Source organism: Pseudomonas sp. AMR01 (genome assembly GCF_041946035.1).
Taxonomy (GTDB): domain Bacteria; phylum Pseudomonadota; class Gammaproteobacteria; order Pseudomonadales; family Pseudomonadaceae; genus Aquipseudomonas; species Aquipseudomonas antarctica_B.
Genome location: NZ_JAUTYR010000007.1, coordinates 104856 through 130164, shown reverse-complemented (window position 1 = coordinate 130164; position 25309 = coordinate 104856). Strand labels below are relative to the sequence as shown.

The following is a 25309-nucleotide window of genomic DNA, read 5'->3' as shown; positions in this document are numbered from 1 at the left end:
CCTGCGATGGCTGTAGTGAATTCACTACTGTCATCGCAGGCAAGCCAGCTCCCACATTTTATTTTGTGTTCATCCATTAAAAAGCCCGGCGTCTGCCGGGCTTTTTTAATTACTCGTGGTACTGCGCAGACAGCTCATGCACTGCCTGCAGGAACGCACCGGCATGCTCCGGGTTCACTTCCGGGGTGATGCCATGGCCGAGGTTGAACACGTGGCCGGTGCCTTTGCCGTAGCTGGCGAGGATGCGGCCGACTTCGGTGCGGATCGCTTCGGGCTTGGCGTACAGCACGGTCGGGTCCATGTTGCCTTGCAGCGCGACGCGGTTGCCCACGCGCTGGCGGGCTTCGCCCAGGTCGCAGGTCCAGTCCAGGCCGAGTGCGTCAGCGCCAGCGTCGGCGATGGTTTCCAGCCACAGGCCGCCACCCTTGGTGAACATGATGACCGGCACTTTGCGGCCTTCATGCTCGCGGATCAGGCCGCTGACGATTTTGCGCATGTAGGCCAGGGAAAATTCCTGATACGCTGCCGACGACAGGTTGCCGCCCCAGGTATCGAAGATCTGCACCGCTTGCGCACCGGCCATAATCTGGCCGTTGAGGTAGCTGGTGACCGACTGCGCCAGTTTATCCAGCAGCAGGTGCATGGCCTGCGGGTTGTCGTAGAGCATGGCCTTGGTCTTGCGGAAGTCTTTCGACGAGCCGCCTTCGACCATGTAGGTGGCCAGGGTCCATGGGCTGCCGGAGAAGCCGATCAGCGGCACGCGGCCATTGAGTTCGCGACGGATGGTGCTGACGGCGTCCATCACGTAGCCCAGGTCTTTATGCGGATCGGGGATCGGCAGGGCTTCGATGTCGGCCAGGGTGCTGACGACCTTCTTGAAACGCGGGCCTTCGCCGGTTTCAAAGTACAGCCCTTGGCCCATGGCGTCAGGGATGGTCAGGATGTCGGAAAAAAGGATGGCCGCGTCCAGTTGCGGGTAGCGGTCCAGCGGCTGCATCGTGACTTCGCAGGCGAACTCCGGGTTCATGCACAGGCTCATGAAGTCACCGGCGTTGGCGCGACTGGCGCGGTATTCCGGCAGATAGCGACCGGCTTGGCGCATCATCCACACGGGGGTGACGTCCACAGGTTGCTTGAGCAGGGCACGAAGGAAACGGTCGTTCTTGAGGGCAGTCATGTCGGCATCCGCAAAAAAAGTGCGGGCATTTTCTCAGAGCGCGACGCAAAAGGCACGGAATGCACCGTGCCTTTTGTCTATCGGGTTGATTTGCAGCAATGTCTTGAATGTACTGGAACCAAATGTGGGAGCGGGCTTGCTCGCGAAAGCGGTGGGTCAGTCGACACATCTGGTGACTGATAAACCGCATTCGCGAGCAAGCCCGCTCCCACATTTTGATCCCATTTCAATCAGAGATCAGGACTAGACCTGCAGGTAATCCAGGATCCCTTCGGCGGCATTACGGCCTTCGAAGATCGCCGTCACTACCAGGTCAGAACCGCGAACCATATCGCCACCGGCGAAGATTTTCGGGTTGCTGGTCTGGTGTTTGTACTGGCCCTGTTCCGGGGCTACGACGCGGCCCTGGCTGTCGGTCTGGATTTTGAACTGCTCGAACCACGGCGCCGGGCTTGGGCGGAAACCGAAGGCGATCACCACGGCGTCGGCCGGGATGATTTCTTCAGAACCCGGGATCGGCTCGGGGCTGCGACGGCCACGGGCGTCCGGTTCGCCGAGACGGGTCTCAACGACTTTCACACCTTCAACGCGGTCTTCACCGACGATGGCGATCGGCTGGCGGTTGTAGAGGAATCGCACGCCTTCTTCCTTGGCGTTCTTTACCTCTTTGCGCGAGCCGGGCATGTTCGCTTCGTCACGACGATAGGCACAGATCACCGACTTGGCGCCCTGGCGAATCGAGGTGCGGTTGCAGTCCATCGCGGTGTCGCCACCGCCCAGAACCACGACCTTTTTGCCTTTCATGTCGACGAAATCTTCCGGCGACTTTTCAAAGCCCAGGTTGCGGTTGACGTTGGCGATCAGGAAATCCAGGGCATCGTAAACGCCCGGCAAGTCCTCACCGGCAAAGCCGCCCTTCATGTAGGTGTAGGTGCCCATGCCCATGAACACGGCATCGTATTCGGCGAGCAGTTGCTCCATGGTGATGTCTTTGCCGATCTCGGTATTGAGGCGGAACTCGATACCCATGCCGGTGAACACTTCACGACGGTTGCTCAGTACGGTTTTTTCCAGCTTGAACTCGGGGATACCGAAGGTCAGCAGGCCGCCGATTTCCGGGTTCTTGTCGAACACCACCGGGGTCACGCCGCCACGCACCAGCACGTCGGCGCAGCCCAGGCCAGCCGGGCCGGCGCCGATGATCGCGACGCGCTTGCCGGTCGGCTTGACCTTGGACATGTCCGGGCGCCAGCCCATGGCGAACGCGGTGTCGGTGATGTACTTCTCCACCGAACCGATGGTCACCGCACCGAAGCCATCGTTGAGGGTGCACGCACCTTCACACAGACGGTCTTGCGGGCACACCCGGCCGCAGACTTCCGGCAGGGTGTTGGTCTGGTGCGACAGCTCGGCGGCGGCGAGGATGTTGCCCTCGGCCACCAACTTGAGCCAGTTGGGAATGAAGTTGTGCACCGGGCACTTCCATTCACAATACGGGTTACCGCACCCCAGGCAGCGGTGGGCCTGGTCGGCCGAGTGCTGGGGTTTGAAGGGTTCGTAGATTTCCACGAACTCTTTCTTGCGTTGACGCAACAGTTTCTTCTTCGGATCTTTGCGCCCGACATCGATGAACTGGAAGTCGTTATTCAGACGTTCAGCCATGTTAAAACCTCATCAAACTGTTCAGGCGCCTATCACTGCGGATTGGCACGGATGCTGGAAAGCAACGATTTCAGGTTGGCAGCCTTGGGCTTGACCAGCCAGAAACGGCGCAGGTAATCGTCGAGGTTTTCAGCGAGGTTACGGCCCCATTCGCTGTTTGTTTCCTCGACGTACTCGTCCAGCACGTGCTGCAGGTGGTTGCGGTAGGATTCCATGGCTTCGCCGCTGATCCGCTGGATCTCGACCAACTCGTGGTTGACCTTGTCGACGAAGGTGTTGTCCTGGTCGAGCACATAGGCGAAACCGCCGGTCATGCCAGAACCGAAGTTGTAACCGGTCTTGCCCAATACCGCGACAAAGCCACCGGTCATGTACTCGCAGCAGTGATCGCCAGTGCCTTCCACAACGGTGTGAGCACCGGAGTTACGCACGGCGAACCGCTCACCGGCAGTGCCGGCGGCGAACAACTTGCCACCGGTGGCGCCGTACAAGCAGGTGTTGCCGATGATGGCGCTGTCCTGGGTCTTGTACACGCTGCCGACCGGCGGAACGATCACCAGCTTGCCGCCGGTCATGCCCTTGCCCACGTAGTCGTTGGCGTCGCCTTCGAGGTACATGTGCAGGCCGCCGGCGTTCCACACGCCAAAGCTCTGGCCCGCAGTGCCTTTGAAGCGGAAGGTGACTGGCGCTTTCGCCATGCCCTGGTTGCCGTGCTTGCGCGCGATTTCGCCGGAGACGCGTGCGCCGATGGAACGGTCGCAGTTACAGATATCCAGAGCGAATTCGCCACCGCTGGCCTCAAAGATCGAAGAGCCGGCCATGTCGACCATCTTCTCGGCCAACAGGCCTTTGTCGAACGGCGGGTTGCGATCAACCTGGCAGAATTGAGGCTTGTCTGCCGGGATGTGATCGCTGCCGAGCAGCGGCGTCAGGTCCAGGTGCTGTTGCTTGGCGGTCTGGCCTTCGAGAATGTCGAGCAGGTCAGTACGGCCGATCAGTTCTTCCAGCGAACGCACGCCCAGCTTGGCCAGCCACTCACGGGTTTCTTCGGCGACGTAGGTGAAGAAATTCACCACCATGTCGACGGTGCCGATGTAGTGATCCTTGCGCAGTTTTTCGTTCTGCGTCGCGACGCCGGTGGCGCAGTTGTTCAGGTGGCAGATGCGCAGGTATTTGCAGCCCAGCGCGATCATTGGCGCGGTGCCGAAGCCGAAGCTTTCGGCGCCGAGGATCGCGGCCTTGATCACGTCGAGGCCGGTTTTCAGGCCGCCGTCGGTTTGTACCCGAACCTTGCCGCGCAGGTCGTTGCCGCGCAGGGTCTGGTGGGTTTCGGCCAGGCCGAGTTCCCACGGTGCGCCAGCGTACTTGATGGAGGTCAGCGGCGAAGCGCCGGTGCCGCCGTCGTAGCCGGAGATGGTGATCAGGTCGGCATAGGCCTTGGCCACACCGGCGGCGATGGTGCCCACACCGGCTTCCGCGACCAGTTTCACCGAGACCAGCGCCTGCGGGTTGACTTGTTTCAAGTCGAAAATCAGCTGCGACAAATCTTCAATCGAATAGATGTCGTGGTGCGGCGGTGGCGAAATCAGTGTCACGCCCGGCACTGCGTAACGCAGCTTGGCGATCAAACCGTTGACCTTGCCGCCTGGCAGCTGGCCGCCCTCACCGGGCTTGGCGCCTTGGGCAACCTTGATCTGCAGCACTTCGGCGTTGACCAGGTATTCCGGGGTCACACCAAAACGGCCAGTGGCGACCTGCTTGATTTTCGAGCTTTTGATGGTGCCGTAGCGCGCCGGGTCTTCGCCGCCTTCGCCGGAGTTGGAACGCGCGCCCAGGCGGTTCATGGCTTCGGCCAGGGCTTCGTGCGCCTCAGGCGACAAGGCGCCGAGGGAAATACCGGCGGAGTCGAAGCGCTTGAGGATCGATTCCAGCGGCTCGATTTCGCTGATGGCCAGCGGCGTGTCCAGGGTCTTCACCTTGAACAGGTCGCGAATCATCGACACCGGGCGGTTATCCACCAGCGCGGTGTATTCCTTGAACTTGGCGTAGTCGCCCTGCTGCACGGCGGCTTGCAGGGTGTTGACCACGTCCGGGTTGTACGCGTGGTATTCGCCACCGTGCACGAACTTCAGCAGGCCACCTTGCTGGATCGGCTTGCGCGCGCTCCAGGCTTCGGCCGCCAGGGCTTTTTGCTCGGCTTCGATGTCGACGAAACGCGCGCCCTTGATGCGGCTCGGCACGCCACGGAAGCTCAGGTCGCAGACTTCTTCGGACAGGCCGATGGCTTCGAACAATTGCGCGCCACGGTACGAGGTGACCGTAGAGATGCCCATCTTCGACAGGATCTTCAACAGGCCCTTGGTGATGCCTTTGCGGTAGTTCTTGAACACCTCATAGAGGTCGCCCAGCACTTCACCGGTGCGGATCAGGTCACCCAACACTTCGTATGCGAGGAACGGATACACCGCCGAGGCGCCGAAACCGATCAACACCGCGAAGTGGTGCGGGTCGCGGGCGGTGGCGGTTTCCACGAGGATGTTGGAGTCGCAGCGCAGGCCTTTTTCGGTCAGGCGGTGGTGCACTGCGCCGGTCGCCAGCGAGGCGTGGATCGGCAGCTTGCCCGGAGCGATATGGCGGTCGGTCAATACGATCTGGGTACGACCGGCGCGCACAGCTTCTTCGGCCTGGTCGGCGACGTTGCGCACAGCGGCTTCAAGGCCGAGGCTCTCGTCGTAGTTCAGGTCGATGATCTGGCGCTCGAAGCCTGGACGCTCCAGGGTCATCAACGAGCGCCACTTGGCCGGTGAAACCACCGGCGAGCTGAGGATCACGCGGGAAGCGTGCTCCGGCGATTCCTGGAAAATGTTGCGCTCGGCACCGAGGCACACTTCCAGCGACATCACGATAGCTTCACGCAGCGGGTCGATCGGTGGGTTAGTCACCTGGGCGAACTGCTGGCGGAAATAGTCATACGGAGTGCGCACGCGCTGGGACAGCACGGCCATTGGCGTGTCATCGCCCATGGAGCCGACGGCCTCATAGCCTTGCTCGCCGAGCGGACGCAGCACCTGGTCGCGCTCCTCGAACGTGACCTGATACATCTTCATGTATTGCTTGAGCTGTTCGACGTCGTAGAACGCCGAACCGTGGTCATTGTCTTCCATGGTCGCCTGGATGCGCAGGGCGTTCTTGCGCAGCCATTGCTTGTACGGGTGACGGGACTTCAAGCGGTTGTCGATGGCGTCGGTGTCGAGGATCTGACCGGTTTCGGTGTCCACGGCGAGGATCTGGCCAGGGCCTACGCGGCCTTTGGCGATGACGTCTTCGGGCTTGTAGTCCCACACGCCGATTTCCGAGGCCAGGGTGATGAAACCGTTAGTGGTAGTAACCCAACGCGCCGGGCGCAGACCGTTACGGTCGAGCAGGCACACCGCGTAGCGGCCGTCAGTCATGACCACGCCGGCCGGGCCGTCCCACGGCTCCATGTGCATCGAGTTGTACTCGTAGAACGCACGCAGGTCCGGGTCCATGGTTTCGACGTTCTGCCACGCTGGCGGAATGATCATGCGCACGCCACGGAACAGGTCGATGCCGCCGGTGACCATCAGCTCGAGCATGTTGTCCATGCTGGAGGAGTCGGAACCCACGCGGTTAACCAGCGGGCCGAGTTCTTCCAGGTCCATCAAGTCGTTGGCGAACTTGGTGCGACGGGCCACGGCCCAGTTGCGGTTGCCAGTGATGGTGTTGATCTCGCCGTTGTGGGCGAGGAAGCGGAATGGCTGAGCCAGCGGCCATTTCGGCAGGGTGTTGGTGGAGAAGCGCTGGTGGAACACGCAGATTGCGGTTTGCAGGCGCTCGTCTTTAAGGTCTGGATAGAAGGCGGTCAAATCCGCCGGCATCATCAGGCCTTTATAAATGATGGTTTTGTGCGAAAAGCTGCAGATGTAGTGGTCGGTGTCGGCGGCGTTGGACACAGACGAGCGACGACGCGAGGTGAACAGCTTGATCGCCATGTCCTGATCGCTCAGGCCGTCGCCGGCGATGAACACTTGTTCGATCTGCGGCAGGCGCTCCAGGGCCAGGCGGCCGAGCACGCTGGTGTCGATCGGCACTTTGCGCCAGCCAACCAATTGCAGGCCGGCAGCCTCGATTTCGCGGTTCATGTTTTCGCGAGCGGCTTCAGCTTTTACCGGGTCCTGGTTGAAGAACACCATGCCCACGGCGTACTGCTTGGGCAGGTCGGCAGCAAAATGCTCTTTGGCAATAGCGCGCAGGAACTGGTCGGGCTTTTGAATCAGCAAGCCACAACCGTCACCGGTCTTGCCGTCGGCGTTGATCCCACCGCGGTGGGTCATGCAGGTCAGGGCCTCAATGGCCGTTTGCAAAAGGGTATGGCTGGGCTCGCCCTGCATGTGGGCTATCAGGCCAAAACCGCAGTTATCCTTGAATTCATCGGGTTGATACAGACCTGCTTTCATAGACACTTTCTCACCAGGCTGCCTCTTATAACGAGGCAAATTTCTTTTCAATTCAACCGGTTACCTTCCACGCCGAACGTACGCCGGCTTAGCGGGGGCAAAAGGGAGGTCATTGTACACACCGACACAGACGCTCACAAATTTAGCGACGAAATGTCGCAAATCTATGTCGCATTTATGAAAGGTTTAAATCGATATGCTGTGCTAGTCAAAACTTTTTTAGTTCGGACCGCTACGACTCAAAGGCGACATGCGCAGACACCACAAAGCGCGCGGCCTTCAGGGCTGCACGCTGTTGTAGTTTTTTTGAGGTGCCGGGAGAGGCGGCCTGGGTAAGGCCGCCGAATCTTCAGCGAGTTGCTGCCAGTTCCTGTTGGACGCTGGCGACAGTGCGAGGCCAAGGTTTACCAGCCTGAACCTTCGCTGGCAAGGCCTTGATGGCGGAATCGGCTGCTGCACGGCTGGAGAAGTTGCCGTAGGTGATCACGTAGAGAGGCTTGCCGTTGAGCACTTTCTTGAAATAACGGTACTCGCCGCCCTGCTCTTTCACGAAGGCTTGAGCGTTGGCTTCGGAGCTGGTGCCGAGGATCTGCACCACGAAGTTGCCAGTCGGTTGGCTGGCGTACCAGCCACTGCCGGTGGCGCCGGCTTTGGCGACGGTGGCGGCTGGCTTCTCGGCAGGCTTGGCGGCCGGAGCGGGTTTGGCCGCAGGCGCAGGTGCAACAGGCTTGGCGACTGGCGCTGGCTTGGCGGCGGCGACAGTCGGCGCAGGCACCGGCTTGGCAACCGGAGCAACTGGCGCTGCTGGCTGACCCGCTGGAACGCCCGCAGGCGGCGCGGTGGTGGTCACGGTCGGCGGGGTGGCGCTGGAGCCTTCCACCGGCACGCCGTCGTCGCCTTCGGAGATGCCACCGGCTTCTTCGGCCAGCGGGCCACGCATCACCGGTTGGCCGACCATCGGCAGGTTGGTCGGTTGGCCGGAATTGGCAAATTCGACATTTGGCGTGGGCTTGCCCAGTGGCAACTGCGCCTGTTCCGTTGGCGCGCCAGCAGTCGTCGGCGCCTTGCTGCGACCCGGGATCAACCAGGCGGCGGCTACAGCAACCACGACAACGGCGGAAATCGCCAATACGTGCTTCTTAGGCATAGTAAACCCCATCTTTGGACGCTTAACCGCAGAACGGCTGGCAATCATGGCTTCGATCAAGGCATCACGGGCAACCTGGTTGATGGTGCCAGGCCAGCCGCCTGCGCTTTCGTGAATATCAGAGATCTGTGCAGCGGAGAAAAGTTCGATACCCGCCCCGGCGCCTTCAAGGCGTTGAGCCAGGTATTCGCGGGTTTCTTCCTCTTCGTACGGCTGCAATTCGATGACGTGAAACAGCTCCTGTTCACCGCTGATCTGCTCCAGATCGGCGATCAACGACGACTCACCAAACAGGAACACGTGCGGGCGACCTTCGGGCGTACCCGCCGCCAGCGCAAGCAGTGCTTCCAGGGCGGATTCGTCGAGCTGCTCGGCGTCATCCACCAGCAGGTAGACTTCCTGGCCGGTCAGGCCAAGCTGAACCACTTGCTTGAGGATCGCGTTCGGCTCGGCATTGGAAACGTTCAGGGCTTGTGCCACTTGGCGCAGCACACCTGCCGCATCACCGGCACCACGGGCTGACACCACCACGCTCTGTACCGATTGCTTGTTGGTGCTGGCGACCAGCGCCTGACGCAACAAGGTCTTGCCGCTGCCCAATGGGCCGGTGACCACCAGCAACAGCTGGCTGTAGCGCGCCAGGTGGTGCAGTTGGCCAAGCACCGGCTTGCGCTGGGCAGGGAAAAATTTGAAGCCAGGCACCCGTGGAGCGAAAGGGTCATGGCTTAACTGGTAATGGCCGAGGAACGCCTCGTCGGCATGCAAACTAGTCATCGGGATCTTATTAACCTTTAAGCTGGGCCAGGGCGCGGTAATCCGCTCCCAGCGTGGCCTGTAAAATCTCTTTCGGATAATCGTCGGTCACTACCGCTTCGCCGATGTGGCGCAGCAGTACCAGTCGCAGGCGACCGTCGATCACTTTCTTGTCGATTGCCATATGTTCGAGGAAATCCGCCTCGGTCATCTCTTCCGGCGGAATAACCGGCAAACCGGCGCGCTGGAACAGCTGAATGCCGCGATCCCGCTCCTGGGCGCTGATCCAGCCCAGGCGCTGCGACATTTCCAATGCCATCACGGTGCCCGCTGCGACAGCTTCCCCATGCAACCACACACCATAGCCCATGTGCGTTTCAATCGCATGGCCGAAGGTGTGGCCCAGGTTCAACGTGGCCCGCACACCGGACTCCCGTTCGTCAGCATTGACCACCAGCGCCTTGGCAGCGCAGGAGCGGGAAATTGCTTCGGTCAGGGCGACTTGGTCGAGGCCGCGCAGGGCGTCTACATGCTCTTCAAGCCAGGTGAGGAACGGCTCGTCGCAGATCAACCCGTACTTGATGACTTCCGCCAGGCCCGCCGACAGCTCGCGCGGTGGCAGGGTGTTGAGTGTCGCGGTGTCGATCAGCACGGCTTGGGGCTGATAGAACGCGCCAACCATGTTTTTGCCGAGCGGGTGATTGATGCCGGTCTTGCCGCCTACCGACGAATCAACCTGGGACAACAAGGTGGTCGGCACCTGGATAAAATCCACGCCGCGCTGGTAGCAGGCCGCCGCAAAGCCGGCCATGTCGCCGATCACACCGCCGCCGAGGGCGATCACGGTGGTTCGACGGTCATGGCGGGCAGTCAGCAGGCCATCAAAGATCAGTTGCAGGGTTTCCCAGTTTTTATGGGCCTCGCCGTCGGGCAGGATCACCGAAATCACCGAGTAGGCTGCCAGGCTGCGGCTAAGACGCTCAAGGTACAGCGGCGCGACCGTTTCATTGGAGATGATCGCCACTTGCCGACCGGCTATATGCGGCGCGAGCAACTCGGGCTTGTCCAACAAACCTTCACCAATATGGATTGGGTAGCTGCGCTCGCCTAGATCGACCTTAAGTGTCTGCATGTGTCCCCGCGTGAAGATGTATTGACGATCGGCAACGCTCAGATCTGTCGTCGCCTGATGGCTCAGCGCCACACCTCAAAAGGTAATGGCGCGCCGCCGAGAATAGCGCATTTCGGGCCGGGCTTTAACGGGGTGGCAACTGCTGCAAGCGCTCAAGAATGTCGAGAACGACCATTCGAGGCGGCCGCTCATCGGTTTCCACCACCAGATCGGCAATTTCCCGGTACAGCGGATCACGCAGCGTGAGCAAGTCTCGCAAGGTTTTTGCAGGGTCTGCGGTGCGCAGCAACGGGCGATTGCGATCACGGGCGGTGCGGCCAACCTGCTGCTCCACCGACGCATGCAGATACACCACGCGCCCACCGGCGTGCAGCGCCCGGCGGTTCTCATCGCGCATCACTGCGCCACCGCCGGTGGCCAATACCACGCCATCGCAGCCGCACAGCTCGGCAATCATCGCCTGCTCGCGGTCGCGAAAGCCCAATTCGCCTTCTTTATCAAAGATCCACGGGATATTGGCGCCCGTGCGCAATTCAATTTCCTTATCGGAGTCTTTGAATGGCAGGCGCAGCTCTTTGGCCAGCAAACGGCCGATGGTGCTTTTTCCAGCCCCCATCGGTCCTACAAGAATCAAATTTCGCACAGAATCAACGACTCACAGCAATCGCCTGGTTATTCATAATACGCGGAGTCAGGAATACCAGCAGCTCGGATTTTTTCTCCGCCAGCACATCGCGCCGGAAAAGGCGGCCAAGATACGGCACATCGCCCAAAAATGGCACTTTATCTACCACTTTGCTTTGGGTATTGGAGAAAACTCCGCCGATGACGATGGTCTCGCCATCCTTGACCAGCACCTTGGCGTTGACCTCGTTTTTCTTGATCGGCGGCACGTCGTTGAGCTTGTTCAAGTAGTCAGGCTCATCCTTGGTGACCTTGACCTCCATGATCACCCAATTGTCCGGGGTGATTTGCGGGGTAACTTCCAGCGACAGCGAGGCCTCCTTGAATGACACCGAGGTGGCGCCCTGGGAAGTGGATTCCTGGTAGGGAATTTCGGTGCCCTTGAGGATGCGCGCGGTTTCCTTGTCGGACGTGACCACCTTGGGCTGCGAGACGATTTCGCCATTGCCGGATTTCTCCATGGCGGTCAGCTCCAGGTCGAGCAGCAGGTTGTCGGTGATAAACGCCAGGCCCAGGCCAGACGTCCCGGTGAGTGAACCCATGTCCACGAACGGCGAACCGGGTGGGTTGGCGGAGGGTTCGACGCCCTCGGGCAAAGGCTTGCCAGGCCCACCCGCGCCCCAGTTACCCCGGTTAAGCCGCCCGCCCCAGCGCACGCCCAGGCTTTTGTCATAGTCGACATTGGCCTCCACGATGCGCGCTTCGATCATCACCTGGCGCACTGGAATATCCAGCTGCGCCACGATCCGCCGCAGTTCTTCGAGGCGCTCGCCGGTCTGGTAGGCAATGATGTTGTTGGTACGGTCATCCACCGCCACCGAGCCGCGCTCATCGGTGACACCTTCAAGCCCCGTCACCGACTGGAACAGCTTGGCCAGGTCTGACGCCTTGGCGTAATTGACCTGCAGCAGCTCACGGCGCAACGGTGCAAGCTCGGCCATTTGCTTGCGTGCTTCCAGCGTCAGCAATTCGCGCGCAGCCAGTTCGTCGGCGGGCGCTACCAGCAACACGCCGGCCTTCACCCGCTTATCCAGCCCTTTGGTTTGCAACACCAGATCCAGCGCCTGATCCCATGGCACATCCTTGAGCCGCAGGGTGATTGAACCCTGTACGTCATCACTGGCCACAAGGTTGAGCCCCGCCACGTCGGCGATTTGCTGCAGCACCGCACGCAGCTCGATGTTCTGGAAGTTGAGGTTCAGTTTGTCGCCGGTATAAGCGCCTGACGCTGCATTGCCGGGGGGCGGCAGCTGGATCAGGTCCACACGATTGGGCACAGCCAAAGCCATCGGTGCCGTGAACGCTATCCATAGCGCCACACCGAAGGACAAAAAAGTCCTTTTCATTTGTTTTATTCCGTTATGAGTTGACGTTCAGTACAAGGATTCGCGAGCGCTCCAGCCATGCGCCGGCTTCATCGGGAAACAACTCGGCCAGTTCGACGTGGCCGTCATGAATGGCCGTGACCCGACCGTGGTTCGGCCCCAGGTAGTCACCTACCGCGAGCCGATGCACCGTTGCGGCTGCGCGCAGCAAAGCAAAACGCTGCGCGCCACGGGATAACGTCCCGACCATTTCGAATTGATCGACGGCCAGGCCCTCCAGCAACGCCTTGGGCCGGGCGAGGTCGGGCGCCGAGGCTGGCCGGCCAGAAACCGGCTCTGCCTGCAGTGCCAGCGGTTGAAACGGGTCGCGCGGGTGAGACGACGAGTCGACAATGTGCGCGCCCTGCTCGACGGGCTTGTCGCCCTGGTCGGTGCTGCGGTAGGTCTTTACCAACAGTTCAAGGCGCAACAATGCCCCATCAGGGCGCAGCGCCACATCATGCACCGTCACAATCCGCGATAACCCGCCCAACGCACTCACGAATGCCGCCAGGTCGTGAAACACACCGGTAGCGCCAATCTGCAGGGGTTGCTCGAGATAAAACGGTTGGGACAGCTCGTCCAAGACGGTGATGTGTTCGACCACCAAACCATTGGCAACCGCCAAGCGGGCGAGGTCGTCCAGCAAGCCGGGCATCTGCACCTCGCCAGGCATCTGCCGCACCAGCTCGGCAACCTTTGCCTGACGAACTTCGAACTGACGAGCCCGCTCATCAAGGCCGGCGGACACAGCAGTTTTCTCCAGCAGCTGCTGTTGCAAGGCCACTTCCTGCACCTCAAGCGCCTGCAATCGTTCGCGGGCCGGGCTCAGCAGCACACTATCGCCCACCAACACCACGAGACCCGCCAGCGCGCACCCCATCAGGGCTTTGCCCGGCAGGGGCCATTTTGCAGCGTTGTGAGAGAGCGCGGAGAAGTCGAGCCTGCCAGGGCTCATGGTTGGGCCTCGGTGGACTCACCCTGGCGCACCATCAATTGAAATTCGTTGCCGCCCTGGCTGGCGTCGGCGCGCACATGTTGCAACTGCGTGGCGCGAGTGCCGTGGGTGGCCTCCAGGCGGCGCATCAGTTGGGCGATGTCCTGGCTGGATTCAGCGCTGCCGCTGACGCTGATCGTATCGCCCTTCGCCACCACCTCATGCAGGTGGACCCCTTCAGGCACCGCGCCGGCCAATTGGTCGAACAGCTTGGCGCTGGAAGAGCGCGCATCGTGCAGGTCTTGCACGACTTTCATGCGCTCGGCCAATTGCTGGCTTTGCTCCTGCAAGTCGTCGATGGTCTTGATGCGCGAATCGACAATGGTCACTTCCTTGCCCACGTGACTATTGCGCGACACTTGCCGGTCGATCGCCCGGTCGATTACGTGGTCTGCCAGCCATACCGCCGCGATCGCCGCACAGGCGAACGCCAGCAAAAACAGCAGAAAATATTTGCGCCGCCGTTGCGCCAGCGCCTGGCGCCAGGGCAAAAGGTTGATTCGTGTCATCAAGCGAAACTCCTCAGGGCCAACCCGCAAGCAATTCCCATCCCGTGGGCATCCACGGCCCAGTGTGCGCCATCGACTCGATGACCCGGCGTGAAGCTGGCGAAATCCTGACGGCAAGCGCGCTCCAATGCAAACCCTTCGACGTCCACCACCTTTGCAACCAGCCCCGCCAGGCTCAAAACCGCTTCACGTGCTTCGACCTGCTCCTTCAAACATGCGGCCAGCAACACATCGACCCGGGCCGCAGACCCCGCCGACGGGCCGCGCACCTGAAAGTCGATGGCGACGTCGTCCAAAGGGTAAGGAATGTACTGGTCGGCTTCCATCTGAATCATCCAGGCCATTTCGTCGTCACTGAGCCCTGCTTCCATTTCGATTACCCGCGTGATGACTGAAGGCCCCGCCACGGCGACCGCCGCCAGCCGGGAGGAGGTGCGCAAACGCGATAACGCCTGGTGAAGCACCTGCCCGATGCCTTCAAGGTCCACAAGCGTGCCGTCGACGACCGCCTGGGCCGGCAGGCCCTGCACGGCAAAGCTTTCGACGGTATACACGCCGCCCGAGTGGCTGAGTTCTATCAGCTTGATCCCGGTTTCATTGATGTCGACGCCAAGGACGCTGTCGACTTTTCGCCTGAAAATTCCCTTTCTCATAAAACTCCCCAAAACTTTGTCTGTCATACCGCCTGACTGACGCTGGCGATGTGCATTTGGTCGACTCTTTTGAGCCTCGCGAATGACGCCTCAGGCCGAAAATGCTTTAATGCCCAGCGTTTTTTCCCGCTTTTATCTGCCGCTCGGGTCGATCCATCGTTTGCCATGCATGCCCCGACGCCTAACTCATTCTTTTCTCTGGAAATCCAAAAGCCTTGATTCGTCTGCTGAAGTTTTTCGGGTACTCCATTGTCGCGATCGTGTGCGGGCTGCTGCTCGTGCTCAGCGGTGCATACCTCTACCTTAGTCCGGGTTTGCCGTCCGTAGAGGCACTCAGAAGTATCCAGTTGCAGATTCCTTTGCGGGTCTACAGCAGCGACGAAAAACTCATCGCGGAGTTCGGCGAAATGCGCCGCACCCCGATTCATTTCGCCGATATTCCGCCCAACTTCATCAATGCCCTGCTCTCGGCTGAAGACGATAATTTTGCCAATCACTATGGCGTTGACCCGAGCAGCCTGGTGCGTGCGGCCACTCAGTTGGTAAAAAGCGGACACATTCAATCCGGCGGCAGCACCATCACCATGCAGGTGGCGAAGAACTTCTTCCTCACCAGCGAGCGCAGTTTTTCGCGTAAAGCCACCGAGATCCTGCTGGCGCTGCAAATTGAACGCCAGCTGACCAAGGACGAAATCCTTGAGCTGTACGTGAACAAAATCTACCTGGGCAACCGTGCCTACGGGATTGAAGCGGCGTCCCAGGTTTACTACGGCAAGTCGATTCGTGACGCGAGCCTGGCGCAGATGGCAATGATTGCCGGCCTGCCCAAGGCGCCTTCGCGTTTCAACCCGCTGGCCAACCCGGCGCGCAGCAAAGAGCGTCGCGACTGGATCCTGGGCCGCATGTTCAAGCTGGGTAAAATCGACCAGGCCGCCTATGAAGCCGCCGTGGCTGAGCCGTTGAACGCCAGCTACCACGTACAAACACCGGAAGTGAACGCGCCGTACATTGCTGAAATGGCCCGCGCCGAGATGGTCGGCCGTTATGGCAGCGAGGCCTACACCGAAGGCTTCCGCGTGACGACTACCGTTCCAAGCAATCTGCAGGACATCGCCAATAACGCGGTGCATTCCGGCCTTATCGCCTACGACCAGCGCCACGGTTATCGCGGCCCTGAATCCCGCTTGCCGGGCAAGACCATGAGCGCCTGGACCACCGAGCTGGGCAAACAGCGCCCGATCAGCGGCCTGGAGCCGGCCATCGTCACCCAGGTGAAGAAAGACGGCGTGCAGGTGCTCACCCGTACCGGCGAAGCGCTTGTGCCGTGGGACAGCATGAAGTGGGCACGCCCTTTCCTGAACACCAACAGCATGGGCGCGATGCCCAAGCAGCCGTCGGACGTGGCGCAGGTGGGCGATTTGATCCGCGTGCAACGCCAGAAAGACGACAGCCTGAAATTCAGCCAGGTACCCCTGGCCCAAGGCGCGCTGGTGTCGCTTGACCCGCAAAATGGTGCGATTCGCGCGCTGGTCGGCGGCTTTGCCTTCGAGCAGAGCAACTACAACCGCGCCACCCAGGCCAAGCGCCAGCCGGGTTCGAGCTTCAAGCCATTCGTCTACAGCGCCGCCCTGGACAACGGCTACACCGCCGCAAGCCTGGTCAACGACGCCCCAATCGTGTTTGTCGACGAGTACCTGGACAAGGTCTGGCGCCCGAAGAACGACACCAACACGTTCCTAGGCCCGATCCGTATCCGCGAGGCGCTGTACAAGTCGCGTAACCTGGTGTCGATCCGCCTGCTGCAGGCGATGGGCGTAGGCAAGACCATCGACTACATGACGCGCTTCGGCTTCGCCAAGTCGGACCTGCCGCCGAACCTGTCGCTGGCCCTTGGCACCGCGACCCTCACGCCAATGGAAATCGCCACGGGCTGGAGCACCTTTGCCAACGGCGGTTACAAGATTTCGCCGTACTTGATCGACAAAATCGAAAGCCGCAACGGCGACACGCTGTTCACCGCCAACCCGCCACGTGTGCCGGGCGACGTGGTCAACGGCCAGGCAGCGCCTGATGGCATTGCGGCACCGACCAACGGCGGCATCACCATTGAGCCGACGCCGGGCACAGTGCCAGCCACCAACGCCAATCCCACTGCACCCGCCGAGCCACAGGCGCCTGCGGTGGCTGAACGGATTGTGGATGGTCGCACCACGTATATCCTCAACAGCATTCTTGAAGACGTGATCAAGAAAGGCACCGGCCGTCGCGCACTGGCGCTGGGCCGCGCGGATATCGCGGGTAAAACCGGTACAACCAACGAGTCCAAGGACGCCTGGTTTTCCGGTTACAACGGCGACTACGTGACCACCGTGTGGACCGGCTACGACCAGCCGGAAAGCCTCGGCCGCCGCGAGTTTGGTGGCACCGTCGCGTTGCCGATCTGGATGAGCTACATGGGCGCAGCCTTGAAAGACAAGCCGCTGCACACCCAGCCGGAGCCAGAAGGCATCCTCAGCCTGCGCATCGACCCGGTGAGTGGCCGTGCGGCGTCACCTAGCACGCCGAATGCGTACTTTGAGCTGTTCAAGAGCGAAGACACGCCGCCGTCTGTCAACGAGCTGGGCAATGGCGTCGCACCGGGCAGCCCGCTGCCAGCAGATGAGGCCGCGCCGATCGACCTCTTCTAACCCAGGATCTTTGATCTGATAAAGATCCAATGTGGGAGCGGGCTTGCTCGCGAAAGCGGCAGATCAGTCAATATTTCCGGTGACTGACACACCGCTTTCGCGAGCAAGCCCGCTCCCACATTTGGATCTGCGCAAGCCTTAAGCTTTGCGCCACACAACAAAAAGCCCCGACTCGTGAGAGCCGGGGCTTTTTGTTGGTGCGCTACAACGGCTTAGCCGTTGAACACATCATCCACGCTTTGCAGCGGGTAGTGCTTTGGATACGGCAGGGTGGCCACGCCGGTCTCGATGGCGGCTTTGGCCACGGCATCGGAGATCAGGGTGATCAGGCGCTTATCCATTGGTTTCGGGATGATGTACTCACGACCGAATTCCAGCTTGCCGCCACCGTAGGCATCGCACACGTCCTGAGGCACTGGCAGTTTGGCCAGTTCACGCAGGGCGTTGGCGGCAGCCACTTTCATCTCTTCGTTGATGCGCTTGGCGCGAACGTCCAGGGCGCCACGGAAGATGAACGGGAAGCCCAGCACGTTGTTGACCTGGTTCGGGTAGTCCGAACGGCCGGTGGCCATGATCACGTCGCTACGGGTGGCGTGGGCCAGTTCCGGAGAGATTTCTGGATCAGGGTTGGAGCAGGCGAACACGATCGGGTTGGCCGCCATGGTTTTCAGGCCTTCGGCGCTCAGCAGGTTCGGGCCGGACAGGCCGACGAACACGTCTGCACCGTCAAGGGCGTCAGCCAGGGTGCGCTTGGAAGACGGATGGGCAAACATCGCCTTGTACTGGTTCAGGTCGGTACGCTCGGACTGGATCACGCCCTTGCTGTCGACCATGTAGATGTTTTCAAGCCGGGCGCCCATGCTCACGATCAGCTTCATGCAGGAGATGGCCGCAGCGCCAGCGCCCAGGCAGACGATCTTGGCTTCAGCCAGGGTTTTGCCAGCGATTTCCAGGGCGTTGATCATGCCGGCCGCAGTCACGATTGCGGTGCCGTGCTGGTCATCGTGGAATACCGGGATGTCGCACTGCTCGATCAGGGCCTTTTCGATCTCAAAGCACTCAGGTGCCTTGATGTCTTCCAGGTTGATGCCACCGAAGGTGATGGAAATGCGTTTGACGGTATCGATGAAAGCTTGCGGGCTCTCGGAATCGACTTCGATGTCGAAAACGTCGATGCCGGCAAAGCGCTTGAACAACACGCCCTTACCTTCCATGACGGGCTTGGACGCCAATGGGCCGAGGTTGCCCAGGCCGAGAATCGCGGTGCCATCGGAAATCACTGCAACCAGGTTGCCCTTGCCGGTGTACTTGTACGCCAGTTCAGGGTCGCGGGCGATTTCACGTACGGGCTCGGCAACGCCAGGGCTGTAGGCCAGCGACAGGTCGCGAGCGGTGGCAGTGGCTTTGGTGAGCTCTACGCTCAGCTTTCCTGGACGAGGATGGGCATGATATTCGAGAGCGGCAGTTTTCAAATCAGACATATCGGCATTCCGCTTTTACTGTTGGTCGACGGACCGCCGAGGATACGCGTGTCGCAAAGTCCCTACAAGACTGGGCAGTCACAGGTGTCAAGGGCCCTGCGCTACGACTTTTGGTGCAGAGCCACGGGATACAAGGGCTCAACTGTTCACAATTGCCTTAAAAAATGTCTACAATTTTTTATTGAAAAGCGGCTTTTTTGATTTGCGACCAAATCGCAGGTACAAAAAAGGCGTCCACAAGGGACGCCTTTTTCATCAGCTTGCAAAAGCCCGGAGGGCTTTTGAGCCTTACTCTGCTGCAGTAGGTGCAGCAGGTTTTTTGCCGAAAGTACCGAAACGATCAGCAAAGCGCTGCACACGGCCGCCGGTGTCCAGAGTTTTCTGCTTACCGGTGTAGAACGGGTGGCACTCGTTGCATACGTCAGTACCCAGTGGCTTGCACAGGTTCGAACGGGTCTGGAACTTGTTGCCGCAGCTGCAAGTGACGTCGATGACTTCGTACGCTGGATGGATATCGGCTTTCATGGCACTTCCTCAGGCTAGCGTGCCGCCACTCGACACTATTGTCGAATACCGCACGTAATTAGGCCGCGGATTCTACCAGACCTTTGCAATCACGCAAGCGGCGCTTCCAGCTGTTTTCCCACATATAAGCCCCTTTCATCAGAAAAACCTCTGACACACTACATATCCCCTGTGGGAGCGGGCTTGCTCGCGAAAGCAGTGTTTCAGTCGCCGAAAATAGTGACTGATTGACCGTATTCGCGAGCAAGCCCGCTCCCACAGGGGATAGCATTGATCTGAGAATCTGATTCCAACACCACAGACGGGACACCTCCACCGCAGGTCTGCTAGGCTCCCGCCCCTGCACCATCGCCCGCCTTTATAGATGAGACCCCGCGTGCCCGACGCCATTTTGCGCCTAGCCCTGCCCTCGCCCCTGCGCCGCTTGTTCGATTACCGTGCCCCGGCGGGCGTGTTGCGCGAGCAGTTGCAGCCCGGCATGCGTGTGCGCGTGCCGTTCGGCCGTCGGGAAATGATCGGCATTTTGGTCGAAGTCGCCGATCACAGCGAAGTCCCGGCGGAAAAGCTCAAGCCGGCGCTGGCGATCCTCGACGCGACGCCGCCGCTGCCGCCCCCACTGTTCAAGCTGTGCCTGTGGACCGCCCAGTATTACCAGCACAGCCTGGGCGACACCCTGAGTTGGGCGCTGCCGGTGCTGCTGCGCCAGGGCGAGCTGGCCGAGGCGCGCCAGGAACGGTTCTGGTCCGCCGTGCCGGGCTTTCGCCTCGACGACCCGCGCATCGCCCGCGCCCCGCGCCAGCGTGAGGCCCTGGCAACTCTGGCCCAGCACCCCCATGGCGTGGCCCATCAGCTATTGAGCAAGCTGATGCTGAGCAAAGACAGCCTCGACCTGTTACTCGCCAAAGGCCTGGTGCAGGTGGAAATCCGCAAGCACGCACCGGACCCACGCCACGAACACTGGCTGGCCCAGCCCGAATTGCCGCTGAACCCCGAGCAACGCGCGGCTTACGAGGCCATTCGCGCCGGTTTCGACAGTTTCCACGCGTTCCTGCTGGCGGGCGTCACCGGCAGTGGCAAGACCGAAGTTTATTTACAACTGATTCGCGAAACCCTGCAGGCCGGTAAACAGGCGCTGGTGCTGATCCCCGAGATCAACCTCGGCCCGCAAACCCTGGCGCGTTTCGAACAGCGCTTTAACGCGCGCATCGCCTTGGTGCATTCGGCGGTCAATGACCGTGAACGCCTGGAATCCTGGCTGGCGGCGCGCGATGGCGAGGCCGACATTATTATCGGCACCCGTTCGGCGCTGTTCACCCCGATGAAAAATCCCGGGCTGATCATCATCGACGAAGAGCACGACGGCTCGTATAAACAGCAGGAAGGCCTGCGCTATCACGCCCGCGACCTGGCGCTGGTGCGCGCGCGCCAGGAAGACATCCCGATTGTGCTGGGGTCGGCCACGCCCTCACTGGAAAGCCTGCATAACGCCTACACCGGGCGCTATGGCCTGCTGCGCCTGAACGAGCGTGCCGGCGGCGCCAAACAACCGCGTTTCCTGCGCCTGGATGTAAAAAGCCGTCCGCTGGACAGCGGTATTTCCGGGCCGATGCAACAGGCCATCGGCCAAACCCTCGCCGCCGGCCAGCAAGTGCTGGTGTTTCTCAACCGCCGGGGTTTTGCGCCGACGCTGCTGTGCCATGACTGCGGCTGGATGTCGGAGTGCGAGCGCTGCGATGCGCGCATGACCGTGCACCAGCGCCACGGCGAGTTGCGCTGCCACCATTGCGGCCATGTGGAGCGGGTGCCGCGCCATTGCCCGCAATGCGGCAAGGTCGATTTGCGCCCCGTAGGCGCGGGCACCGAGCGCGCCGAAGAACGCCTGGGTATCTTGTTCCCGGATTACCCGGTGCTGCGGGTCGATCGCGACAGCACCTCGCGCAAAGACGCGATGAACCAGTTGTTCGCCACCATCCAGAAAGGCCAGCCGTGCATTCTGGTGGGCACGCAGATGCTTGCCAAAGGGCACCATTTTCCACGGGTGACGCTGGTGTCGATTCTGGATGCCGACGGCGGCTTGTTTTCCGGTGATTTCCGCGCCAGTGAGCGCATGGCGCAGCTGATCGTGCAGGTCGCAGGCCGCGCCGGGCGTGCCGAAGAGCCGGGCCGAGTGATTATCCAGACGCACCTGGCCGACCACCCGCTGCTGATTCAGCTCACAGAGCAAGGTTACTTTGCCTTCGCCGAACAAGCCTTGAGCGAACGTCGCTCTGCTGGTTTGCCGCCCTTTTCCCACTTGGCACTGCTGCGCGCCGAAGCCCATAAACCCGGGCAGGCCGAAGGTTTTCTGGATGAGGCATGCAGCGCCGCCGAACGTTTATTGGGTGAACTGGGCCTGACCGGCATCGAATTGCTCGGCCCGGTGCCTGCACCCATGGAGCGCCGCGCCGGGCGTTATCGCGCTCAGCTACTCTTGCAGGCCACCTCCCGCGCGCCGCTGCACCGGCTATTAAGTAGCTGGTTGCTTGCGCTGGAGCAAATGCCGGGCGGGCGACAAGTGCGATGGTCACTGGATGTGGACCCGGTGGATTTGTACTGATCATTAAATTGCCATCGCAGGCAAGCCAGCGCCCACATTTTGAAATGTAAACACCCTTAAATGTGGGAGCGGGCTTGCCCGCGATGAGGCCCGCAGGTCCGCCATCTGGTCTGAACGGTTGGCAAGCCCGCCCTCCCCACGGATAATGCCCAGTTTTTCCACCTGCGCATCGCGCGCCGCCGCTTGCGGTCGAAAGAGAACACCATGAAAGACACCATTCGCCAGCTGATCCAACAAGCCATCACCCAACTCGTCAACGAAGGTGTGTTGCCTGAAGGCCTGACGCCGGCGATCCAGGTGGAAAACACTCGCGACAAGACTCACGGCGACTTCGCCAGCAACATCGCGATGATGCTGTCCAAGCCTGCTGGCATGAAACCACGCGACCTGGCGGAAAAAATCATCGCCGCGCTGCCTGCCGACGAGAGCGTTACCAAAGCCGAAATCGCCGGCCCGGGGTTTATCAACTTCTTCCAGAACACCCAGGCCCTTGCGTCGCGCCTGGACGCCGCCCTGGCCGATGCCAGGATCGGCGCACGCAAGTCGGGTGACGCACAACGGGTGGTCGTCGACCTGTCGGCGCCCAACCTGGCCAAAGAAATGCACGTGGGCCACCTGCGTTCGACCATCATTGGCGATGGCGTGGCCCGCGTGCTGGAATTCCTCGGCGACACCGTCATCCGTCAGAACCACGTGGGCGACTGGGGCACCCAGTTCGGCATGCTGATGGCCTACCTGCAAGAAAACCCGATCACCAGCAACGAGCTGGCGGACCTGGAAAACTTCTACCGCGCCGCGAAGAAGCGCTTCGACGAATCCGAAGAATTTGCCGACCGCGCCCGTGGCCTGGTGGTCAAGCTGCAAGCCGGCGACGAGGAATGCCTGGAGCTGTGGGGTCGCTTCCGCGAAATATCCCTGTCTCACTGCCAGGAAATCTACGAACTGCTCAACGTTAAATTGACCATGGCCGACGTAATGGGCGAAAGCGCCTACAACGACGACCTGGTCAACGTGGTCAACGACCTCAAGGCCAAGGGCCTGCTGGTGGAGAGCAACGGCGCGCAGTGCGTGTTCCTCGAAGAATTCAAGACTGCCGACGGCGAGCCGCTGCCGGTGATCATCGTCAAGGCCGATGGCGGCTACCTCTACGCCACCACTGACCTGGCGGCCGTGCGCTACCGCAGTGGCGTGCTGAAGGCGGACCGTGCGCTGTATTTCGTCGATCAGCGCCAGGCCTTGCACTTCCAGCAAGTGTTCGAAGTGGCGCGCCGCGCCGGTTTCGTCACTCACCCGATGCACATGGAACACATGGGCTTTGGCACCATGAACGGCGCCGATGGCCGCCCGTTCAAAACCCGCGACGGCGGCACCGTGAAGCTGATCGACCTGCTGACCGAAGCCCAGGACCGCGCCTACAGCCTGGTGAAGGAAAAGAACCCGGAGCTGGCCGAGGCCGACCTGCGTAACATCGCTCGCGTGGTGGGGATTGGCGCGGTGAAATACGCTGACCTGTCCAAGCACCGCACCAGCGACTACAGCTTCAACTTCGATCTGATGCTCAACTTTGAAGGCAACACCGCGCCGTACCTGTTGTATGCCTACACCCGCGTGGCCGGTGTGTTCCGCAAGCTGGGCAAGGACTTCAGCGAAGTTGAAGGCCAGATCAACCTGCAAGCCCCGCATGAACAGGAACTGGCGGCCAAACTGGCGCAGTTCGGCGAAGTGCTGAACAGCGTCAGCGAGAAAGGCACGCCGCATATCCTCTGCACCTATTTGTACGAAGTCGCGGGCCTGTTCTCCAGCTTCTACGAGAACTGCCCGATCCTCACTGCCGACGACGAAGCTCAAAAGCACAGTCGTCTGCGCCTCGCCGCACTGGCTGGACGGACCCTCAAGCAAGGCCTGGAATTGTTAGGCCTGGAAACCCTGGAGCGTATGTAAGTTGGCTGCCAAGAAAAAACCTGCACCTAAGCGCGGCGCCAGCCGCTACCAGGCCCCGGCGAAAAAACCGATTCCGGGCTGGTTGTGGATGGCCATCGGCCTGGCGGTCGGTGCGTTTGTCGTGATCCTGATGAAGCTGGAGCCGGGCAAAGGCGATGACGTCAAACGCGTCAAGCAAGAGCAGCAGAAAGCCACGAAAATGGCTGAAGCCAACAAGACGCCGCCAAGCCCGACCGCCCCCGTGAAGCCGAAATACGACTTCTACACGCTGCTGCCGGAATCGGAAGTGATCGTGCCGCCTGACGCCGTGCCGGAGAAAACCCTGCCGACGCCACAAGTGCCGACCACCCCGGTGACGCCAGCGGAAGCGGCGAAAATCGACACCGCGCGTGCGCAAGCGGCTTTGGCCGGGATCACCCCGCCGCCACCGCCGCCGGTAGCCACTACCAAGGCAGCGCCGGTGACCAAGTTCTTCCTGCAGGCGGGCTCGTTCCCGAAACAGGCGGACGCGGACCGTGTGCGTGCGCAGATCATTTTGCTGGGCCAGGCGGTGACGGTTGAGTCTGGCACGGTGAAAGATGCGACCTGGTATCGCGTGTTGGTGGGGCCGTTCAGCAACCGTGAACAGCTGACCGTGGCGCAGAAGCAATTGGCGGGTGCAGGGTTTAGCAACCTGTTATTACAACAACGCCAGAGCCGCTGATTCACAGTCAACAGTGATCAAAATGTGGGAGCGGGCGTGCTCGCGAATGCGGTAGATCAGTCAGTATTTTCGGCGACTGACACACCGCATTCGCGAGCAAGCCCGCTCCCACATTTGATTTCCAGCGCTCTCAGGACCGAGTCTGATGCACAAACGCCACTCGTCCCCCCTACTGTCCTACAGTTGAAATCCCCCCCACCACCCCCATATCTGTTTCCATCAGGGCATTTTCGCCCCGCTGCGTGGAGACTCTCCCCTTGACCACCATCGTTTCAGTACGTCGCCACGGCAAAGTCGTCATGGGCGGCGACGGCCAGGTTTCTCTTGGCAACACCGTGATGAAAGGCAACGCGAAAAAAGTTCGTCGCCTGTACCACGGCCAGGTTCTCGCGGGTTTTGCCGGCGCTACCGCCGACGCCTTCACCCTCTTTGAGCGTTTCGAGGGCCAGCTGGAAAAACACCAGGGCCACCTTGTACGCGCCGCGGTCGAACTCGCCAAAGAATGGCGCACCGACCGTTCCCTCAGCCGTCTGGAAGCTATGCTTGCAGTGGCCAACAAAGACGCTTCCCTGATCATTACCGGCAACGGCGATGTGGTTGAACCGGAAAACGGCTTGATCGCCATGGGTTCCGGCGGTGGTTATGCACAAGCAGCCGCCAGCGCACTGTTGAAGAAAACCGACCTGTCGGCCCGGGAAATCGTTGAGACTGCCCTTGGCATCGCTGGCGATATTTGCGTGTTCACCAACCACAATCTGACCATTGAGGAGCAGGACCTCGCCGAGTAAGCCGTAGGCTTATTCCGCTTGAGGCCGCCAAA

General features: G+C 60.9%; 16 protein-coding genes and 1 pseudogene. 5 read left to right on the top strand and 12 right to left on the bottom strand.

The features are described from left to right. Positions 1–109: 109 nt before the first annotated feature. The 10 genes and pseudogenes from hemE to pilM form a co-directional block, all read right to left on the bottom strand. Complete coding sequence (hemE, locus tag Q7C20_RS09510; protein ID WP_375066903.1) at positions 110–1177, bottom strand: uroporphyrinogen decarboxylase; 1068 nt, start codon at positions 1175–1177, stop codon at positions 110–112. Between the two features lie 243 nt (positions 1178–1420). Further along, a complete protein-coding gene (locus Q7C20_RS09505; protein WP_375066901.1) occupies positions 1421–2839 on the bottom strand; it encodes an FAD-dependent oxidoreductase in 1419 nt (472 codons plus the stop codon). A gap of 32 nt (positions 2840–2871) precedes the next feature. Then, positions 2872–7317, bottom strand: a complete 4446-nt coding sequence (gltB, locus tag Q7C20_RS09500; RefSeq protein WP_375066899.1) for a glutamate synthase large subunit — start codon at positions 7315–7317, stop codon at positions 2872–2874. 349 nt (positions 7318–7666) lie between these two features. Next, entirely contained in the window at positions 7667–9238 is a 1572-nt protein-coding gene (locus Q7C20_RS09495) for an SPOR domain-containing protein (protein WP_375066897.1), read from the bottom strand. A gap of 10 nt (positions 9239–9248) precedes the next feature. Beyond that, positions 9249–10349 carry a 3-dehydroquinate synthase gene (aroB, locus tag Q7C20_RS09490; protein WP_348056053.1) on the bottom strand — a complete coding sequence of 367 codons (1101 nt, stop codon included), beginning with the start codon at positions 10347–10349 and terminating at the stop codon, positions 9249–9251. A gap of 124 nt (positions 10350–10473) precedes the next feature. Beyond that, positions 10474–10992 carry a shikimate kinase AroK gene (aroK, locus tag Q7C20_RS09485; RefSeq protein WP_017138567.1) on the bottom strand — a complete coding sequence of 173 codons (519 nt, stop codon included), beginning with the start codon at positions 10990–10992 and terminating at the stop codon, positions 10474–10476. Positions 10993–10996: 4 nt separating this feature from the next. Then, positions 10997–12253 (bottom strand): annotated as a pseudogene (locus tag Q7C20_RS09480) (type IV pilus secretin PilQ); the annotation flags it as partial. Between the two features lie 139 nt (positions 12254–12392). Then, positions 12393–13355: a pilus assembly protein PilP gene (locus Q7C20_RS09475; protein ID WP_375066894.1), complete on the bottom strand. Its 963-nt coding sequence runs from the start codon at positions 13353–13355 to the stop codon at positions 12393–12395. Then, positions 13352–13903 (bottom strand): PilN domain-containing protein, encoded by a 552-nt coding sequence (locus Q7C20_RS09470; RefSeq protein WP_348056059.1) that lies wholly within the window; start codon positions 13901–13903, stop codon positions 13352–13354. The genes Q7C20_RS09475 and Q7C20_RS09470 overlap by 4 nt, the downstream gene beginning before the upstream one ends. Then, complete coding sequence (gene pilM, locus Q7C20_RS09465; RefSeq protein ID WP_375066892.1) at positions 13903–14556, bottom strand: type IV pilus assembly protein PilM; 654 nt, start codon at positions 14554–14556, stop codon at positions 13903–13905. The genes Q7C20_RS09470 and pilM overlap by 1 nt, the downstream gene beginning before the upstream one ends. Positions 14557–14774: 218 nt before the next feature. Between pilM and Q7C20_RS09460 the strand changes: the two genes are divergently transcribed. Continuing rightward, positions 14775–17243: a penicillin-binding protein 1A gene (locus Q7C20_RS09460; protein WP_375066980.1), complete on the top strand. Its 2469-nt coding sequence runs from the start codon at positions 14775–14777 to the stop codon at positions 17241–17243. A gap of 212 nt (positions 17244–17455) precedes the next feature. Here the strand turns inward: Q7C20_RS09460 and Q7C20_RS09455 are convergent, their stop codons facing one another. Next, positions 17456–18724, bottom strand: a complete 1269-nt coding sequence (locus Q7C20_RS09455) for a malic enzyme-like NAD(P)-binding protein (RefSeq protein WP_375066890.1) — start codon at positions 18722–18724, stop codon at positions 17456–17458. A 288-nt stretch (positions 18725–19012) separates the two neighbouring features. Then, positions 19013–19249, bottom strand: coding sequence for a 50S ribosomal protein L31 (gene rpmE / locus Q7C20_RS09450; RefSeq protein ID WP_348056067.1), 237 nt, complete (start codon positions 19247–19249; stop codon positions 19013–19015). A 376-nt stretch (positions 19250–19625) separates the two neighbouring features. Here rpmE and Q7C20_RS09445 point away from each other — a divergent pair, with 376 nt between their 5' ends. The 4 genes from Q7C20_RS09445 (at position 19626) to hslV (ending at position 25277) form a co-directional block, all read left to right on the top strand. Beyond that, the gene (locus Q7C20_RS09445; protein ID WP_348056069.1) at positions 19626–21845 is read left to right on the top strand and encodes a primosomal protein N'; all 2220 of its coding nucleotides are present in this window, start codon (positions 19626–19628) and stop codon (positions 21843–21845) included. A 204-nt stretch (positions 21846–22049) separates the two neighbouring features. Then, positions 22050–23786: an arginine--tRNA ligase gene (gene argS / locus Q7C20_RS09440; RefSeq protein WP_375066887.1), complete on the top strand. Its 1737-nt coding sequence runs from the start codon at positions 22050–22052 to the stop codon at positions 23784–23786. A gap of 1 nt (position 23787) precedes the next feature. After that, positions 23788–24489, top strand: a complete 702-nt coding sequence (locus Q7C20_RS09435) for an SPOR domain-containing protein (RefSeq protein WP_348056073.1) — start codon at positions 23788–23790, stop codon at positions 24487–24489. 257 nt (positions 24490–24746) lie between these two features. Further along, entirely contained in the window at positions 24747–25277 is a 531-nt protein-coding gene (gene hslV, locus Q7C20_RS09430; RefSeq protein ID WP_017738857.1) for an ATP-dependent protease subunit HslV, read from the top strand. Positions 25278–25309 lie beyond the last annotated feature (32 nt).

What these genes read in the sequence shown, in the direction of transcription:
- hemE (WP_375066903.1), bottom strand. Translation starts at nt 1,177, where the DNA reads ATGACTGCCCTCAAGAACGACCGTTTCCTTCGTGCCCTGCTCAAGCAA.
- Q7C20_RS09505 (WP_375066901.1), bottom strand. Translation starts at nt 2,839, where the DNA reads ATGGCTGAACGTCTGAATAACGACTTCCAGTTCATCGATGTCGGGCGC.
- gltB (WP_375066899.1), bottom strand. Translation starts at nt 7,317, where the DNA reads ATGAAAGCAGGTCTGTATCAACCCGATGAATTCAAGGATAACTGCGGT.
- Q7C20_RS09495 (WP_375066897.1), bottom strand. Translation starts at nt 9,238, where the DNA reads ATGACTAGTTTGCATGCCGACGAGGCGTTCCTCGGCCATTACCAGTTA.
- aroB (WP_348056053.1), bottom strand. Translation starts at nt 10,349, where the DNA reads ATGCAGACACTTAAGGTCGATCTAGGCGAGCGCAGCTACCCAATCCAT.
- Q7C20_RS09475 (WP_375066894.1), bottom strand. Translation starts at nt 13,355, where the DNA reads ATGAGCCCTGGCAGGCTCGACTTCTCCGCGCTCTCTCACAACGCTGCA.
- Q7C20_RS09470 (WP_348056059.1), bottom strand. Translation starts at nt 13,903, where the DNA reads ATGACACGAATCAACCTTTTGCCCTGGCGCCAGGCGCTGGCGCAACGG.
- pilM (WP_375066892.1), bottom strand. Translation starts at nt 14,556, where the DNA reads ATGAGAAAGGGAATTTTCAGGCGAAAAGTCGACAGCGTCCTTGGCGTC.
- Q7C20_RS09455 (WP_375066890.1), bottom strand. Translation starts at nt 18,724, where the DNA reads ATGTCTGATTTGAAAACTGCCGCTCTCGAATATCATGCCCATCCTCGT.
- rpmE (WP_348056067.1), bottom strand. Translation starts at nt 19,249, where the DNA reads ATGAAAGCCGATATCCATCCAGCGTACGAAGTCATCGACGTCACTTGC.
- argS (WP_375066887.1), top strand. Translation starts at nt 22,050, where the DNA reads ATGAAAGACACCATTCGCCAGCTGATCCAACAAGCCATCACCCAACTC.